The organism is Ilyomonas limi, from assembly GCF_005233845.1.
Classification (GTDB): Bacteria; Bacteroidota; Bacteroidia; order Chitinophagales; family Chitinophagaceae; genus Ilyomonas; species Ilyomonas limi.
This window is the reverse complement of the sequence record NZ_SZQL01000001.1, coordinates 118,406-133,983: the sequence shown is the minus strand read 5'-3', so window position 1 is coordinate 133,983 and position 15,578 is coordinate 118,406. Positions and strand designations below refer to the sequence as shown.

Sequence of the window (15,578 nt, the reverse complement as noted above, 5' to 3'; positions counted from 1 at the left end):
AAAAAACATTAAGCAGCTTCCAATATTTTCATCAGCAATTTTTCTTCTGGTGTAAGGTCGGTTTTATTATCATTTTGTTCAATGCTGTCGAGACTGTCTATGTATTTTTTCAATTCTTTGCTTTCGTATAAAGTAATGATTAACGGATGCACATAATACTTTTTGCAAACGGTTCTGGTATTGCCTAAGTGCCTGGATACAATATCCAAGGCTTCTACTATTTTCTTCTTTGTTTCCGTTTCTGTATCAAAAAAGCCAAGCTCTTTAAAAGTAAGGAGCGCCTGTACGGTGCCTGCCCAGGTGCGAAAATCTTTTGCCGTAAAATCGCCGCCGCTAATCTGTTTGATATAGTTGTTTACCATGCCCGAATCGATGCTTTTTCTATTCCCTTCTTCATCATAATACTGAAACAGTTCTTTGCCCGGAATATCGCGGCATTGCTTTACAATATACGCCAGTTTTTTACTTTTTAAATCAATATTATGCTCTACCCCCTTTTTACCTTTAAAAGTAAATCGCAGATGGGCTCCATCCACATGTACATGCTTATCTTTAAGGGTAGTTAATCCAAAAGAGCCATACAGTTTTTCGTACAGATTATTGCCGATGCGTATATGCGTGCGCTCCATAAGGCTCACTACAGTTGCAAGTACTTTTTCTACGGGCAAGCCGGGCAAGGCTACATCTTTTTCCAGTTGCAGCCTGATGGTTGGCAACACTTTTCCAAACTCGTGCAGCCGGTAAAATTTAGTATGGTTGCGCAACGCATTCCAAAGCGGATGATAACGGTATTGCTTGCGTTTTAGTTTGTCCAGTCCGGTTGCCTGCAAATGCCCATTGGGCAAAGGGCATATCCATACATTTTCCCATGCCGGCGGAATAACCAGACTTTTAATCCGCTGTAATTCTTCTTTGTCTTTTACAGGCTGGCCATTTAATAAGTAAGAGAAAGATTTGCCTTTTTTGATGCGGGTAATACCGGGAGCAGTGTCGCTTACATATATCAGGTTTACAGCTTGTGCTGCCTTCTCCGCATCGTGTAATATCGTTTTTATTTTTCGCTCTGGCAACCGGATAATTTCCTCTGTAGTTACTTCCATATACGGTTGTAATGCACTTTTTATTCCATCTGTTTATCCCATAAAGACCGGCAGGCAAAAACACATATTATTTATATTTAATAGTATATGAATGGGAACAAAATGTACCATTTTGGTAAAAATAAAACAGTATTAGTCTCATGAAGTTCATTCTAATACTATCTTATTATTAAAATTTATCATTGTAAGCAGCGTATTTCAATATAATAGTCTCTTTTTCTTGAGGAAAAAGTTCCACAAAACTCAGCAAAACAAGGGCTTTTAGAAAAATGTGATTAGAGCGTTCTGAAAAAGTGGTACACCATTTGGATTTTATATAATATAAAACATTTTTTATGCATAACAACAACGATACTACACTTGCTTTTTTAAAGGAGAAAATTGAAGACATCAGGGTAGCATTATTTAAAGCAGAAATCAATTCGGTATTGCAACTGCCTAATAATATCATAAGCACTTTAAAAGTAGATGCTGATGGTTTTATCTGGTTTTATACATCGTGCAATGGCAACTATGCAACACAGGTTGACAAGGAGTTTTTTGCATACCTCGACTATTATCAGAAAGGAAGAGATTCGCGTTTACGGGTTAGTGGAAGAGCATGCATTATTGAGGGCTGTGGTTCGGATGCAGACAAGACAGAAAGCGCCAACCTCATATTACTGAAGATGAAAATTATGCAGGCAGAATATTCGGGAAATGATGTAGAAAAGCAACAAACATGGGTTGATAAAATTAAGACCACCTTTACAGAGCTGCTGGCTGGTTCTTCGCCTGTAAAAAAGTATTTATTTTCTTAACAGTGCAGGATCGTTGTTGTACATAAAAATTGTTGTTTTTGCATACATAAAAACAAACCCCGCAGTTATACAATTGCGGGGTTTGTTTTTTATTTCTCTCATCGCTGAGAAAAAGCTACACGTATTTTGAAACACCTGGAATTGCTACTGCATAATAACCATTCGCATCCGGCACTACCGGCGGTGTTGCATCCCACGCATATACTTTTGGATGCAGGTCGAGACCAGAATTAATAGCTTTATCCCATTCAATCAACTGACCGCTGTAAGTAGCCAGCCTGCCTAAGATAGAAGTCATGGTACTTCTTGCACCATACTCGGCATTGGCAAATTTGTATTCGCCCTTAGCTATTGCTTCAAACAGCTCATCATGCTCTGTCTGATAGGGATTATTTTCACCTTTTTTATCAAACTGATATATTACTTTGCCTTTACCATCTACAATAGTAGCCGCATCGCATTGTATTCTTCCTTTGGTGCCCACAATCAGTTCATCTACTTTGCTCATGGTGCCCGGAATATGGCGGCACTGGCTATTCAGTTTTGAGCCATCTGAAAATTCAAATTCAACAAAGTGATGGTCAAAAATTTCACCATTGTCTTTGCCTTTGCGCACCTGCCTGCCGCCCATACCTTGTGCACGTACAGGATATGCATCTTTAAACCAGCATACTGCATCTAAATTGTGTACATGCTGCTCGGTAATGTGGTCGCCGCACAGCCATACAAAGTAGTACCAGTTGCGCATCTGGTATTCCATTTCAGTTTGGCCTGGTTTGCGCGGGCGCACCCACACGCCATCATTGTTCCACCACGCCTGCATCGAAGTAATATCGCCAATCATATCCTTGCGCTTGTATAACTCTTTATATGAGTTTTGATAACGGCGTTGCAAACCCACAACAACATTTAGTTTCTTTTGCTTAGCAATGGCGGCTGTTGCCAGTACTTTTTGAATGCCTGCCGGATCGGTAGCCACCGGCTTTTCCATAAACACATGCTTATTTTGGTTAATGGCTTCTTCAAAATGGATAGGACGGAAGCCCGGCGGCGTTGCGAGCAATACCACATCGGCCAGTGCGATGGCTTTTTTATATGCATCAAAGCCTACAAATTTTCTGTCCTCAGGTACGTCTATCTTGCTTTTGAGGCTAACCGGCTTGCCCGAAGGATCGGTAATCTCATCAGATGTAAGATTATCAAGGCATTTATCAAGGTTATCTCTAAAGGCATCTGCCAGGGCTACCAGTTTTATATTTTGTTTGGTAAGCAAAGCCTGCGTAGCAGCGCCGGTGCCGCGCCCGCCGCAACCAATAAGCACTATTTTAATAACATCATCACTGCCGGAAAAATAATTGGCTTTTGAAAGGAGCGGAGCAGCCATCAACCCACCGGCTACCAGCCCTGCTTGTTTTACAAACTCCCTGCGAGAGGGGCCTGTTTTGTGGAAAGCATCGTTGTTCATAATATAGATTTTATAAGTGGAGAATTTTATTTGCCAAGATACTGTTTATAAAAGTCATTTGCCTCTTCTGCTGTTGGCTGCTGCAGTGGGCGGATAATACGGAAGCCGGTAAACGGTGCATCGGTAATCCACCATCTGCTGCGTGGTATTTGTGGGTCGCGCCGGTTCCACATCGGGTCCGACGGCAGGCGTGCTGCCACGCGCAAAGCTGTAGCATTATCGCTGTAGCTGCCACCTCGCAATGTTTTTGGGTATTTTGCCTTATTGGCAGGAGCCATCGGATTGGTGGAATTATCCGCTATATTTTTCAGATAGTTTTCATCGTAATGGTCCAGTGTCCATTCGCTTACATTACCCAACATATCGTATAAACCCCAGGCATTTGGCTCTTTTTGCCCTACTTTTTGATATTTATTACCGCTGTTCTTACTGTACCACGCGTACTTATCTAAAGCGGCAGAATCATTTCCAAAAAAATAAGTGGAAGTGCTGCCCGCGCGGCAGGCATATTCCCACTCGGCTTCGGTGGGCAGGCGATAGAAAATGCCGGTTTTATCATATAGCCAGCGGCAGTACATCAACGCTGCATATTGCGATAAACTGTTTACCGGAAATCCACCTTCCTTGCCCATACCCAAACTGAAATCAATGTATTGCGGGCTGGGACGCGTAACTGCATCTACGGTTGAATTTTGACTGGTGGTTTCATCCTTGAAAAATACATCAAATGCATCGCGGGTAGTTTCGTAAGCGCTCATCCAAAAAGGCGAGATGGTTATTGTACGCTGCGGTGTTTCATCAGGCTTTTTGCTTTTATCTTTTTCACTGCTGCCCATCTCAAAGGTACCGCCTTGTATTGGAACCATCTTGCATTCCAGCGTACTCCCTGGTATGCTTTGATTATACACTTTAAAAGTATCGGAAGTGGCTTGTGCCGATACCTTCCAAAAACACAGGCTTGCAAAAACAATCAATAAACAATTTCTCACCAACGGATCTTTTTTATAAAACAAACGTACTAAATATAGGTATGCTGCCATTTAGTTTGCGGTATGGAGATAATTCAGGAAACCTTTGGTAAAATACAATAAGATTTTGCCTTTTTCTATTGTAGCAATCAGAAGTTGGGCGTGCATGGTAGTAGCTAATTTTTTTGCTTCGCTAACCGGCAAAATGCTGCACGCCGTTGCTAGCCAGTCGGCGGTTGCGCCATCCGGTGCAATTACGGTTACATTGCGCTGCGAGATAACACCATAGCCGGTACGCGGATCGGTAATGTGTGAGTATTTTTTGCCATTGTGTTCCATATATTGGTACACATCGCCGGACGTAACAACTGCCATATTGTGCAGTATGATATTCCTGGATAATAAATCCTCCTTTGTTTCGGGCACATTGATGCCAATCGTCCAGCCTCTGGCAAACGGCGGTGCGCCGCTGGTGGCAATGTCTCCACCGGCATCTACGAGTGCTTGTGTAATGCCATTTTCTTTAAGAAGATCAATCACCTGCTGCGCGGTATAGCCTTTGGCAATGCCACCCAAATCCAACTGCATTCCTCGCTGGGCAAGCAGCACAGCTTTAATAGTTGTATCAATACGAACCTTGTTGAAGCCGGTCAGCAGCAATGTTTTTTGTATGGCTGAATCTTCCGGAAAAGTGTTGTTCTTTCTTGCCTGCCGCCAAAGTTTAACTAATGGTCCAATGGTAATATCAAAAGTACCACCGCTTTTTTGATAGGCTTCTTTGCTGCGCAATAAAATATCCAGCATAGCCGGCGAGACGGCTACAGGTGTTGAATTGCCGGCAGTTGCAGAAAGTTGATTTAACTCGCTGCTGGGTAAATAATCACTAAAAATAGCATTGCATGAATCCACTAATTGAAAGCATTGTTCAGCAAGTGTATTGGCGTGTGCAGAGTCATTTGCATAAAAAATAATATTGAACGGTGAGCCCATTTTAGGCTGCGAAAAATGGAAACGCTGTAACTGTGCAAAACAGCAGTTTGACAATAATAGTAATAAAAAAGAAGTAAAATGATGATAAGGCAATCAGGTAATATTTTTTTAGTTATAAAATGTTTTAATATATAAAGCGTTTAATTTCTGAAACACATTGATAACAGCCTCCTAAAAATTTCCGGCTCCACAAGCTATAACAATCGTTTTAATGGTGCATGTTGCTTCAAACATTATTTTTGCGCATTAAATGAGCAACACACTTTCTTCCAACGAATCTATTCCATCGCAAAAGAAAAAAATTATTGTATTGGGTAGCGGTCCCAACCGCATTGGCCAGGGTATTGAGTTTGATTATTGCTGCGTGCACGGCCTGCTGGCAATTAAAGAATGTGGCTACGAAGCCATTATGATCAACTGCAATCCCGAAACGGTTTCTACCGACTTTGATATGGCAGACAAGCTGTATTTCGAGCCGGTATATTGGGAACACCTTTGGGAAATTATTGAGCTGGAAAAGCCTGAAGGCGTAATTGTACAGCTTGGCGGGCAAACCGCACTGAAGCTTGCAAAGCGCCTGCACGAGCGCGGCATCAAAATTATCGGTACGTCGTTCGACAGTATGGACATCGCCGAAGACCGCGGCCGCTTTAGCGATTTGCTGAAGGAATTGAATATTCCTTATCCGGAATATGGAACTGCCTTTACTGCTGATGAAGCAATTGAAGTGGCTAACCAGGTGGGTTATCCGGTATTGGTGCGCCCCAGCTACGTATTGGGCGGTCAGCGCATGCGCATTGTGATTAATGATGATGAGCTTGAAAAAGCAGTGGTGAGTTTATTGAAGCACATTCCCAACAATAAAATTCTCATTGACCATTTCCTCGACCGCTGCCAGGAAGCAGAAATAGACGCTATTTTTGATGGTGAAGATTTTCATGTGATGGGCGTAATGGAACACATAGAGCCGGCAGGTATTCACAGTGGCGATAGCAATGCAGTACTACCGGCATTCAACCTTACGCCACTGGTTATTACTACTATGGAGTATTACGCCGAAAAGATTGCCCGCGCGTTGAATATCTGTGGGTTAATCAACATTCAGTTTGCTATAAAAGATGGTAAAGTGTATGTGATAGAGGCCAATCCGCGTGCCAGTCGTACTACGCCGTTTATTGCTAAAGCATACCAGATTCCTTATTTGAACATTGCTACCAAGGTAATGCTCGGCGCTGCCAAACTGAAGGATTTTACAATAGAGAAAAAGCTGAACGGCTTTGCAATAAAAGAACCTGTTTTCAGCTTTAATAAATTCCCGAATGTGAATAAAGAATTAGGGCCTGAAATGAAAAGTACCGGCGAAGCGATTCGTTTTATTAAAGACTTGCGCGATCCTTATTTCCGTACGCTGTATAAGGAGCGTAGTATGCACCTGAGTAAATAGACCTTCATTTTTTATAACAAAAGGCTGCTGCCCCCGGTTAACCGGGGGCAGCAGCCTTTTGTTATTTTAGAGCACTTTCTGGGAGAGATAAAGGTCTACTTCTGTTTTATTGACTTAAGTAAATAAACTGAAAACATTATTTTTTTACAATAAAATAGCTATTTTCAGCCTTCTTTTTTCTAAGTATCAAGCCATGACAAACGTATTGCTTCGCGCCACTGCTTTTATTATTTTATTTGCTGTTTTCTTTTCTTGTAAAAACAATCAACATGTTGAGCCTGAATATAAAGGCTGGGAAATGTTCAATGGAAACTTTACTGCTAACAAGTATTCTACACTTGCACAAATTGATACCAACAACGTGCAGCAACTGCAAATTGCCTGGACGTGTCACACCGGCGATGCGGATACGGCAGCACATTCGCAGATACAATGCAATCCTATTATTGTAAATGGGGTCATGTATTGCACTTCGCCATCTTTAAAGCTGTGTGCGGTAGATGCTGCTTCCGGCAAAGAAATCTGGGCATTCAAACCTTTTGAACAAGTAGAAGGCGGTGCTGCTGCAAAAGCAGGGCATTTTAACCTCAACAACAATCGTGGTGTTGCCTACTGGACAGATGGTAATGGCGATGAACGCATTTTTTATGCCGCTGGCCCTTATATGCACGCCGTTAATGCGAAAACCGGCAAGCTGATTGATTCTTTTGGAACCGGCGGCAAAATAGACCTGCACGATAGCTTGGGCGAAGCTTTCAAGGATTTATTTATTACAGCTACATCGCCACCTGCTATTTACAAAGACCTGCTTATTACCGGCACGCGTGTATCTGAAGCAATGGATGCAGCTCCCGGGCACATTCGTGCGTATGATGTGCGGACCGGCAGGCTGAGGTGGATGTTTCGTACGATACCACACCCGGGCGAACGGGGCTACGAAACCTGGGAAAACAAAGATGCGTGGAAGCTAAGCGGCGGCGCCAACAACTGGATGGGCATGACCATAGACCAGAATACCGGTATTGCATATATACCACTTGGCTCGATAGCTATGGATTTTTATGGCGGCAAGCGCCCTGGTAATGATTTGTTTAGCGATTGTATGCTCGCGCTCGATGCAGCCACCGGTGCATACAAATGGCATTTTCAATATATCCACCACGATACATGGGATTGGGACCCTTCTTCTGCACCGGTATTGCTTACGGTAAAACACGATGGCAAAGACATAGATGCCGTGGCGCAAACTACTAAAACCGGCTTTGTATTCCTTTTCAATCGTGCTACAGGACAGCCCCTCTTCCCGGTAGTGGAAACGCCGGTAGATACTGCAACAGAATTGGTGGGCGAGAAGCTGTCGCCCACGCAGCCTATTCCGCAGAAACCAGCACCTTTTGTGCGCCAATCCCTTACCGAAAAAGACCTCAACCCTTATTTATCCAAAGAAGAATATGAAGAGGTAAAAAAGCGGCTGGCTACCTATCATACAGGTAAAATGTTTACGCCGCAGTCCAAAGAAGGAACGATTATTTTTCCGGGTTTTGATGGTGGTGCAGAGTGGGGTGGTCCGGCAGTTGATCCCGAAACCAATATACTATATGTAAATGCCAATGAAATGGCGTGGATACTGCAGATGTGGGATGTGCCGCAAAAAGTGGTAGCTAAAGAAAACTACCTGCAGGCAGGACAGCGTCTTTTTAAGCTCAACTGTATGGCCTGCCACGGTGCCGACCGGAAAGGCAGCGGCAATAATCCATCTCTGATTAATGTAAAGGCAAAATACAATCCGGAACAGTTTATTGATTTTATCAATGCCGGCAGGCGCATGATGCCTTCATTTCAGCACTTAGGCGAGGCAGATAAAGAAGCCATCCGTTCTTTTGTGCTGGATTATAAACCCGACCAACAAAAACCGTATGTACAAAAAACTTCACCGGAAGATGAATTTCGCGCATTGCCTTATAATATCTCGGGCTATAACAAGTTCTTGAGCAAAAGTGGTTTGCCTGGTATTGCGCCACCGTGGGGCACACTTACCGCTATTAATATGAATACCGGCGAGCATGTATGGAGTATTCCATTTGGCAATGATGAACGTTTTGCAGGCAAAACTACACAGCCTACCGGTACCGAAAACTATGGCGGCGCAGTAGTAACTAAAGGCGGCGTATTATTTATTGGTGCATCGCGCGATGGGATGTTCCGTGCGTATAACAAACGCACCGGACAATTGCTGTGGGAAATAAAATTGCCTAACGCCAATTTTGCAACGCCCGCTACATACGAACTGAATGGCAAGCAATATATAGTGCTCGCCTGCGGTGGCGGAAAATTAGGTACTACTTCCGGCGATTCGTATGTAGCATTTGCATTGCCTGATGCTAAATAAGTGAATTGGGAAAGCTACAAGCCACAAGCAAAAAGCCGGTGACTTCGAAGGAAGCATATATCATGCTATTTAATTGAAAATGGCATTACATTTAAAATCTGACAAATTGTTTTGCGGTTCAGGAAAATAATCTGTTACCTTTGTGTTCCAAAAATTTTGGGCCATTATCCTGTGAAAAAATTAAGCCTGTAAGCAATTACAGGCTTTCTTGTTTTATAGGTATGTTATATTGTTAGCCGTTTTTGGTGTGTTTCTAATAATGTGATGGTTCATCTTTTACTGCGCAGAGGCGAAGTGATGCACCAGTCTGTAGGCAGGCAAACGCCACAGAAACCAGCTCCCGCATTTCATTCTTAATTCAAATAAAGAAAAACATCAAAGGCCTTCCTGATTCATTTCTTCAACTTTCAATCTTATTGGTAATCGGCGAAAAAGTCCGATGCGTTTAAAGTACATTTTTCATATTTCTATGAATAATCATTTCCTGAATGATGTTGGGAAGTAGTCCTTTCAGCCAAACGAATATCCGGTTAAATATGCCTGGAATAATTTCCTTTTTACCTTTAAACATGCCATCAATTGCTTTCTTAGCTACCACTTCCGGCTCCAATACCGTTACCCGGGAAATGCCTTTCAAAGAATCGTGCAGCACCAGCAGTTCTGGCTTGGTATTAATACCACCGGGACTGAGCAGGCTGATAGAAATATTGGTGTTACGCAGCTCTATTTGCAGGCTTTTAGTAAAATGCCGGATGAACGATTTAGTAGCGCCATATACGCCTTTTTTGGGTACTACAAATATACCGCCAAGGCTTCCTACATTCAGTATATAGCGTTGCTTTGCATGGCAGGGATGATCTATAAACAACCGTGTAAGTACCACAGGTGCCATTACATTTAATGTTATTTGTTTAGCATAAAAACAAATGCACTTATCATCAAACCAATCGTTGTTGCCAATGCCCGCATTATTAATCAAAATATCTGCCTGTATATGTTGTGTTCTTAATGATTGAAACAAAGCAACGCAGTTATCTACCTCGGTAAGATCCATTTCAAAATAATGAGCACAAATGCTGAAGTTCTTTATGAGAAACTGCGCCAGTTGCGGCAGGCCGGTACCAGGCAAAGCTACTAATACAAGATGGTAGCCGCGGCTCGCCATTTCAATAGCCATAAATTTGCCAAGCCCTTCGCTGGCGCCGGTAATAATTGCGGCGGATGTATGCATCAATTTTTTTGTTGTAAATAGTATTGTATCATTTGTTGCATGCCTTCCGGAAAAGGTGTAATGCGATAACCCAACTGGTCAATAGCTTTTTGACTGCTATACTTTTGATCGTACTTCAGCCGGTCGGCAAATTCGGGTAAAAAGAAAGGCGGTTGCCCGGTAATGCTGGTCTTTAACCATTCTATCCAGCTATACCATTTAATAGCCGGCTGCGGCACATTGATCAACCGGTGGTGCACGCCGGAAAGTTGTCTCACGGTATCGAAAAACGCATTGAAACTAACATCTTCGCCACCCAGGATATAACGATGTCCTGCTATACCATGCTGCATAGCAGCAATATGTCCCTGCACCACATCATCTAAATAAGCATAGTTAGATACTTGTCTGCCATTGGCAGGATTCACGCGCCACTTGCCTCTTAAATATGCTGTTACAATTTTACCAACTGTGTTGCTATCGGTAATAGGACCTTTGCCATACACCCTCGATGGACTCGCAATTACCACATTCATTCCCTTCTTTACAAACTCCCGCACTTCCAGCTCTGCCAGGTATTTGGTGCGTTCGTAGTGGATGGGGAAGCCGGTAATGCGCGGGTCCTCTTCGGTCATGGGGTATTTAAGCGTGGGTCCAATTACGCCGCATGAGGAAGTATGTACTATTTTACCAACACCTGCTTCATTAGCGGCTTCCAGGATATTGCGGGTGCCGGCGACATTTACCTCGTGAAATTCATTTTTATTTTTTGTCCACATTTTGGCAAGCGCCGCAGTATGGTATGCCTGCTCACAGCCTTGCATAGCTGCAACAAGACTGTTCTTGCTGGATATATCGCCCAGAAATACACGGATGTTTGGGTGCACGGGCAGTAAGGGATGATTGTTGCGGCGGCTGAGTGCATGAATGGTGTGACCTTGCTCCGCCAGTGTAAGACTCAATGCTCTGCCAATAAAACCAGTAGCGCCGGATATGAATATATTCATAGGGTGTTGAAAAGGCTTAAAAATAAGTAATAAAAACTGTTAGACGGTTTTTGTATGCAAATAGTTACTGCCGTGCTGCCTAACTGCATGCAAATCTTTTGCAATTGTTGTGCAAGAATTGGAAGTAATGATAGCTGTTGTGTGTAAAAAATGATGCAGCAGTAAGGAATAAACAGCCAAACATAATTTGCAGCATAGAGTGTATAATAAAGCTCCGGTAGAAATTTTTTCTGTGTATAAAATGTACGAGAATAACTTTTACCAAACGCCACCTGAACTATCTATAAAGAAGGAATTATTTTACCATAAACGAAAAGCAGAACCTTCGTTCTGCTTTCAAAAAATATAATCCAATAATCTATCTTTTCTTATAAATAGGCACCGTGCTGCAAGGCTCGCCGTACATAATACTTTTGACATAAGGACGAAGAACATTCGTGATTTGCAGATATGCGGTTTCGGGTATCTCCACATCACCGCAACCTTTTACAACCACGCGTTTATCAGCATATTCTTCACCATTCATGCGGGTAAGATTTTTTATAATGATGGTGTTGATTAAAGCTTGTTCATTACCATACACCACATCTTTTGCCACCGGCTGTAAAGTACTGGCGATGAGCATGTACGCCCACATTGGAATAATGGCATCTGCTGTACAGGTAACAGCTACATATTTATCGCGATAGTTTTCTATTTCCACATTTTGCAGTGCCAGGCGAAAATCCTTTTCTTTTAATATTAAACCCATAAAAAGATAATCTTTAATATCAAACAACACGATGTCGCCTTTAGGATAAAAATCTTCGAGATCAATAGTCACAATGCCGCTCTCTGCTACTTTATTTTTAATCATTGTTTCCATGAATAGAATAAATTTTATTGGACTACAAAGCTAATCCACATTTAATAAAATGTGGTGGCGTGCTGCGTATGTTTGTTGTTAATAAAAACGCACTATGTCGCTGATAGACTTTTTAGAGCCGGTAAACCGATACGAGATTTCGGACGATGAAGCGTATAAACAAACGCAGATAGGACAACATATTGATTTGTATGAAGAACATTTTCCAGACATATCGCAGGCGGATATAGTACTGGTAGGCTGTGGCGAAATGCGTGGCGCCGGGCTTGGATCTAACAACCTCAATGCGCCCGACGCAGTGCGCAAAGCTTTTTACAGCCTGTACCATTGGCACAAAGAGGTGCAGGTGGTTGATATTGGTAATGTACGTGCCGGTGCTACGCTCAAAGACACGTATGCTGCTGTAGAAACGGTAACCAAAGAACTGCTGCAACAGGATAAGCGTGTAGTAATTATTGGCGGCTCGCACGATGTAACAGTGGCACAATACAACGCTTACGCTAGTCAGCAACAAATTATAGAAGCTACCTGCATAGACGCGCGCATAGACCTTGATGGTGACAGTGTGCTGCCGGCAGATAATTTTTTGCTGCCCATGCTCACTACCTCGCCCAACTTTATACGGCATTACAATCATATTGGTTTTCAAAGTTATTTTGTACACCCGCACATGCTGGAAACCATAGACCGATTGCGTTTTGATTGCTACCGCGTAGGCAGGGTAAAGGAAAGGCTGGAAGAAATGGAGCCTCCCATCCGTAATAGCCACATGGTAAGCTTTGATATAGCTGCTTTGCAACACGCAGCGGCGCCTGCCAACATACTTACGCCCAACGGCTTTAATGGTGAAGAGGCCTGTACACTGATGCAGTACGCCGGTATGAGTCATAATGTAAGCAGTATTGGTATTTATGGCTATCAACCGCGGCTGGATGTGCACCAGTTGACTGCCAAGCAAATCAGTCACATGCTTTGGTACTTGATGGATGGCATTTACAAGAGCAAGCAAGAAGCCCCCTTTGAAGAGTCGCATCATTTTAATGAGTTTCACATGGCATTTGCCGAGATGGATACTGCTTTTCTGCAAAGCAAAAAAACCGGCCGTTGGTGGATGCAAATGCCCGATGGCTCGTATGCGGCATGTACGTATGAAGATTACCTAACCGCCTGCAGGAATGATATTCCTGAAAGATGGTTGAGGATGATGGAGCGGGTGTAAAGTGGATAATAATAAGTGTATATTTTTAGGCAAATCAATTTAGCTTTGATTTACCTTTCTGCTCTTTAGAGGCTCATGGAAATACACCTTGGCGAAGTGCCTGAATTAAAAGAGCCGCATCTGGAAATCAGCCTCTTGTATAATTATGTAAAACTTCCATTTCACCGTCATATACTCTTAGTATTATTATTTTTTTTGTGTCTTGTACATATATGAGAAAGATGCTTCTTTCTTTACGGGGTACTTCTATTTCTTCAATTTTGACAATTTGATAATCGTAGTAACTGCTTTTTACCAGTGTTCTCAATTCCTTGGTCATATCATTTTCAAAGTAGTTTTTTATGGTGTACAGCCACTCGCCATTTTTCTTGTAAGTAACAGTAGTGCTTACCCTGCCGATGCTGAATTTTGCTACGAAAGCATCACCCGTACTATACCAGGCTTCGTTGTTTGCTTCTTTATAGTTATTTATAAAGTCTCGTATTACCTGAATATTAATATTGTTCAGCCTAACATTCTTTGCTCCTTCAGATGATCTGTACGCTACCGGCATGTTGTTAAGAAATTTAATGACATTTTTATTAGAAGTATTAGTGTCCATAGCTGGCTTTACATCATTATTGCTGTGCGGCTCTTTTAACTGAGTAACGATTGAATAAAGGGAATCCTGCAATTGAAGAACCCTATTCATTAAAGAATCGTTTTTACTGCTGAGTTGTTGTACTTTATCTATCAGAAGCACGCTTGCCTCTTTGTACTGCGAACTGTAATATTTAGGCGCGGCTTCTTTAGATTTCTCCCTGTTGCCAAAAGCATTCTCCCGGTAGAACGTACCAGCAGTTGACAATCTGTTTACTGATGTTGTATGTGGTGCTGCAATAGCAGATGATTTAGTATTTGGAGCCTCGAATTTAAAAAATTGGGCTTCTCCTTTATTTGCAAGAATAACAAGATAAATTACTGCAGACAACAAGTGGCATAACTTTTTCATATGGGGTAGTTTTGTTGTTTTTAATTGAAGGACAGAGCAGGAACAGATGCAGCATTTTGTAGAATGCAGCGGTGTTTACAGGTATTACTTTTGTACAGGGCTATTTTTAAATGAACTGCGCTTGCAAGATTTAAAAGTACTAGTCAATATTATTCTATGGGAATAGGATTGACATCTATTATCAATAAGGGCTCTCGCTTCTTTACAATAAAAGTAATTATAGCTCGTTAGCTTTGAAATACTCAATTTGGGTATTTTTAGAATTACTCAATTTGAGTACATTTACATAGCCTACAAATCCCCTCTATGCCCATTCAGTCCTTCCCCTACAGTTCCATCTATAATGATATTGAGAAGGTACAGCACTATTGGAACCAGTTTAAACCTGAAGAAAGGGATGCCCTGCTGTATCAGGAGAAATGGAAAGTACTTATCCCTTTTCTTGAACAGGTATCTGCTCAAAGCTGTGTGCAGGTGTTAATTTTGAATGTGCCTGGCAACCGCTTTGTATATGCAGTAGATAAAAGAAATGTATCAGGACATGATTCCTCATTACTCCTGGCAGAGAACGGGGCAGATTTTTATATGTCTAATATTCATCCACATTATCTTACAGCAGGGCTTATTATACAACAAAAAGCATTTGAATATTTACTTGCAAACAAGCCTGATTTAAATAAAATGGTTTCAAACCTGGATTCCCTATACAAAAACGGTAATGGAGAATATATGCATTTCCTGCAGCAAACAGTATGCATTGAGGCTGACAGTAATGGATATCCGATATTAATGTTAAGCTATATACATGACATCACCTATTTAAAAAAAGAAAAAACCGCCAACCTTATTATTACAGCGCCTAATGATGTGCAATGGTGGAACTTTGATTTTGACAAGAACACTTTAGACCCTGTACCACCTTTATCTAAACAGGAAAAAGTTATATTGAATTATTTAGCCGCGGGCAAGAGTAGTAAGGAAATTGCAAAGCAGTTGTTTATCAGCTCAAACACTATTGATACACACCGCAGGCATTTATTGCAAAAAACTAATTGCACAGATACCACGGGAATGATTACCTATGCGAGGCTGGTAGGCTTGCTGTAATAGCTATTCCTTATTCCTGTATT

13 protein-coding genes are annotated in these 15,578 nt (G+C 42.0%); 5 read left to right on the top strand and 8 right to left on the bottom strand.

The window, feature by feature from the left end:
- Window positions 1-8 precede the first annotated feature (8 nt).
- On the bottom strand, window positions 9-1,100 hold the full coding sequence (locus tag FC093_RS00570; RefSeq protein ID WP_137259794.1) for a DNA topoisomerase IB: 1,092 nt from the start codon (window positions 1,098-1,100) through the stop codon (window positions 9-11).
- A 335-nt stretch (window positions 1,101-1,435) separates the two neighbouring features.
- Between FC093_RS00570 and FC093_RS00565 the strand changes: the two genes are divergently transcribed.
- Window positions 1,436-1,900 carry a hypothetical protein gene (locus FC093_RS00565; RefSeq protein WP_137259793.1) on the top strand — a complete coding sequence of 155 codons (465 nt, stop codon included), beginning with the start codon at window positions 1,436-1,438 and terminating at the stop codon, window positions 1,898-1,900.
- A gap of 115 nt (window positions 1,901-2,015) precedes the next feature.
- Here the strand turns inward: FC093_RS00565 and FC093_RS00560 are convergent, their stop codons facing one another.
- The 3 genes from FC093_RS00560 to FC093_RS00550 are packed head-to-tail and all read right to left on the bottom strand — an operon-like array spanning window position 2,016 to window position 5,416.
- A complete protein-coding gene (locus FC093_RS00560) occupies window positions 2,016-3,365 on the bottom strand; it encodes a Gfo/Idh/MocA family protein (RefSeq protein WP_137259792.1) in 1,350 nt (449 codons plus the stop codon).
- A gap of 26 nt (window positions 3,366-3,391) precedes the next feature.
- Complete coding sequence (locus FC093_RS00555) at window positions 3,392-4,405, bottom strand: formylglycine-generating enzyme family protein (RefSeq protein WP_137259791.1); 1,014 nt, start codon at window positions 4,403-4,405, stop codon at window positions 3,392-3,394.
- Window positions 4,406-5,416, bottom strand: coding sequence for an FAD:protein FMN transferase (locus FC093_RS00550; RefSeq protein ID WP_137259790.1), 1,011 nt, complete (start codon window positions 5,414-5,416; stop codon window positions 4,406-4,408).
- Between the two features lie 157 nt (window positions 5,417-5,573).
- Between FC093_RS00550 and FC093_RS00545 the strand changes: the two genes are divergently transcribed.
- Both FC093_RS00545 and FC093_RS00540 read left to right on the top strand, forming a co-directional pair.
- Window positions 5,574-6,767, top strand: a complete 1,194-nt coding sequence (locus tag FC093_RS00545) for a carbamoyl phosphate synthase preATP-grasp domain-containing protein (protein ID WP_137259789.1) — start codon at window positions 5,574-5,576, stop codon at window positions 6,765-6,767.
- A gap of 193 nt (window positions 6,768-6,960) precedes the next feature.
- Window positions 6,961-9,156, top strand: coding sequence for an outer membrane protein assembly factor BamB family protein (locus tag FC093_RS00540; protein WP_137259788.1), 2,196 nt, complete (start codon window positions 6,961-6,963; stop codon window positions 9,154-9,156).
- A gap of 445 nt (window positions 9,157-9,601) precedes the next feature.
- On the opposite strand, the gene FC093_RS00535 is transcribed toward FC093_RS00540, so the two are convergent.
- The 3 genes from FC093_RS00535 to FC093_RS00525 all read right to left on the bottom strand — a co-directional run bounded on the left by FC093_RS00535 (window position 9,602) and on the right by FC093_RS00525 (window position 12,238).
- On the bottom strand, window positions 9,602-10,387 hold the full coding sequence (locus tag FC093_RS00535) for an SDR family NAD(P)-dependent oxidoreductase (RefSeq protein ID WP_137259787.1): 786 nt from the start codon (window positions 10,385-10,387) through the stop codon (window positions 9,602-9,604).
- Window positions 10,387-11,373, bottom strand: a complete 987-nt coding sequence (locus FC093_RS00530; protein ID WP_137259786.1) for an NAD-dependent epimerase/dehydratase family protein — start codon at window positions 11,371-11,373, stop codon at window positions 10,387-10,389. The genes FC093_RS00535 and FC093_RS00530 overlap by 1 nt, the downstream gene beginning before the upstream one ends.
- Before the next feature lie 358 nt (window positions 11,374-11,731).
- On the bottom strand, window positions 11,732-12,238 hold the full coding sequence (locus tag FC093_RS00525) for a DUF2480 family protein (RefSeq protein WP_137259785.1): 507 nt from the start codon (window positions 12,236-12,238) through the stop codon (window positions 11,732-11,734).
- 94 nt (window positions 12,239-12,332) lie between these two features.
- Between FC093_RS00525 and FC093_RS00520 the strand changes: the two genes are divergently transcribed.
- Window positions 12,333-13,457, top strand: coding sequence for an arginase family protein (locus tag FC093_RS00520; protein WP_137259784.1), 1,125 nt, complete (start codon window positions 12,333-12,335; stop codon window positions 13,455-13,457).
- 127 nt (window positions 13,458-13,584) lie between these two features.
- Here the strand turns inward: FC093_RS00520 and FC093_RS00515 are convergent, their stop codons facing one another.
- Window positions 13,585-14,448, bottom strand: a complete 864-nt coding sequence (locus tag FC093_RS00515; protein WP_137259783.1) for a hypothetical protein — start codon at window positions 14,446-14,448, stop codon at window positions 13,585-13,587.
- Between the two features lie 306 nt (window positions 14,449-14,754).
- Between FC093_RS00515 and FC093_RS00510 the strand changes: the two genes are divergently transcribed.
- Complete coding sequence (locus FC093_RS00510; RefSeq protein WP_137259782.1) at window positions 14,755-15,555, top strand: helix-turn-helix domain-containing protein; 801 nt, start codon at window positions 14,755-14,757, stop codon at window positions 15,553-15,555.
- Window positions 15,556-15,578 lie beyond the last annotated feature (23 nt).

Bases quoted from the DNA above. Each gene is read 5' to 3' on its own strand.
- FC093_RS00530 (WP_137259786.1), bottom strand. From the start codon at position 11,373: ATGAATATATTCATATCCGGCGCTACTGGTTTTATTGGCAGAGCATTG.
- FC093_RS00555 (WP_137259791.1), bottom strand. From the start codon at position 4,405: ATGGCAGCATACCTATATTTAGTACGTTTGTTTTATAAAAAAGATCCG.
- FC093_RS00545 (WP_137259789.1), top strand. From the start codon at position 5,574: ATGAGCAACACACTTTCTTCCAACGAATCTATTCCATCGCAAAAGAAA.
- FC093_RS00510 (WP_137259782.1), top strand. From the start codon at position 14,755: ATGCCCATTCAGTCCTTCCCCTACAGTTCCATCTATAATGATATTGAG.
- FC093_RS00540 (WP_137259788.1), top strand. From the start codon at position 6,961: ATGACAAACGTATTGCTTCGCGCCACTGCTTTTATTATTTTATTTGCT.
- FC093_RS00515 (WP_137259783.1), bottom strand. From the start codon at position 14,448: ATGAAAAAGTTATGCCACTTGTTGTCTGCAGTAATTTATCTTGTTATT.
- FC093_RS00525 (WP_137259785.1), bottom strand. From the start codon at position 12,238: ATGGAAACAATGATTAAAAATAAAGTAGCAGAGAGCGGCATTGTGACT.
- FC093_RS00565 (WP_137259793.1), top strand. From the start codon at position 1,436: ATGCATAACAACAACGATACTACACTTGCTTTTTTAAAGGAGAAAATT.
- FC093_RS00520 (WP_137259784.1), top strand. From the start codon at position 12,333: ATGTCGCTGATAGACTTTTTAGAGCCGGTAAACCGATACGAGATTTCG.
- FC093_RS00560 (WP_137259792.1), bottom strand. From the start codon at position 3,365: ATGAACAACGATGCTTTCCACAAAACAGGCCCCTCTCGCAGGGAGTTT.
- FC093_RS00535 (WP_137259787.1), bottom strand. From the start codon at position 10,387: ATGCATACATCCGCCGCAATTATTACCGGCGCCAGCGAAGGGCTTGGC.
- FC093_RS00570 (WP_137259794.1), bottom strand. From the start codon at position 1,100: ATGGAAGTAACTACAGAGGAAATTATCCGGTTGCCAGAGCGAAAAATA.